We start from the raw sequence: 537 nt of genomic DNA on the forward strand, positions 1-537 counted from the left end.
CGTTTGAGCGCCAGGGACGCTGTTAGTTGGGGCATCATTAACCGGATTGACTGTGACGTTCACTGTAGCCGTTTCCGTAACTCCGCCGGAAGTGACCGTATAGGTAAAGCTGGTACTGCCATTGTAATTGGCGATTGGAGTAAAGCTTAAAGTGCCGTCGCCATTCAAGAGCACTGTGCCGTTATCCACGACCACCGTGCTGCCTTCGTCAACCGCCGTGCCGTTAATGGCGGTGATGGTATGGCCTGCGTTTTCAAAGGTATCATTGGCATTCACATCAAGATTAGCCACCGTGTCTTCATTGATAGTAGCCGCATCGTTGGCAATATCGACGACTGGATTAACTGTAATGGCAATATTGTCCGTATCGCTTAAGGCGCCATCGCTGGTGACTAGGGTTAAGTTGTCAGCGCCGTTGTAATCGGCAACAGGTTGGTAACTTAAACCATCCAAAGCAGTGGTAATTGCAGCAGGAGATCCCGTTAAGGTCACACTGCCCGTTCCGTTATTCGTAATCGTAACCCCTGCTGTTGCCAG

Annotated in this window: 1 protein-coding gene; it reads right to left on the reverse strand. The window is 50.5% G+C overall.

What is annotated here, in order from left to right:
• Positions 1-537, reverse strand: a 537-nt coding sequence (locus Lqua_RS02475) for an Ig-like domain-containing protein (protein ID WP_193787172.1), incomplete at both ends; no start/stop codon positions are given.

The organism is Legionella quateirensis (assembly GCF_001467955.1).
In the GTDB taxonomy this organism is placed as follows: Bacteria; Pseudomonadota; Gammaproteobacteria; order Legionellales; family Legionellaceae; genus Legionella; species Legionella quateirensis.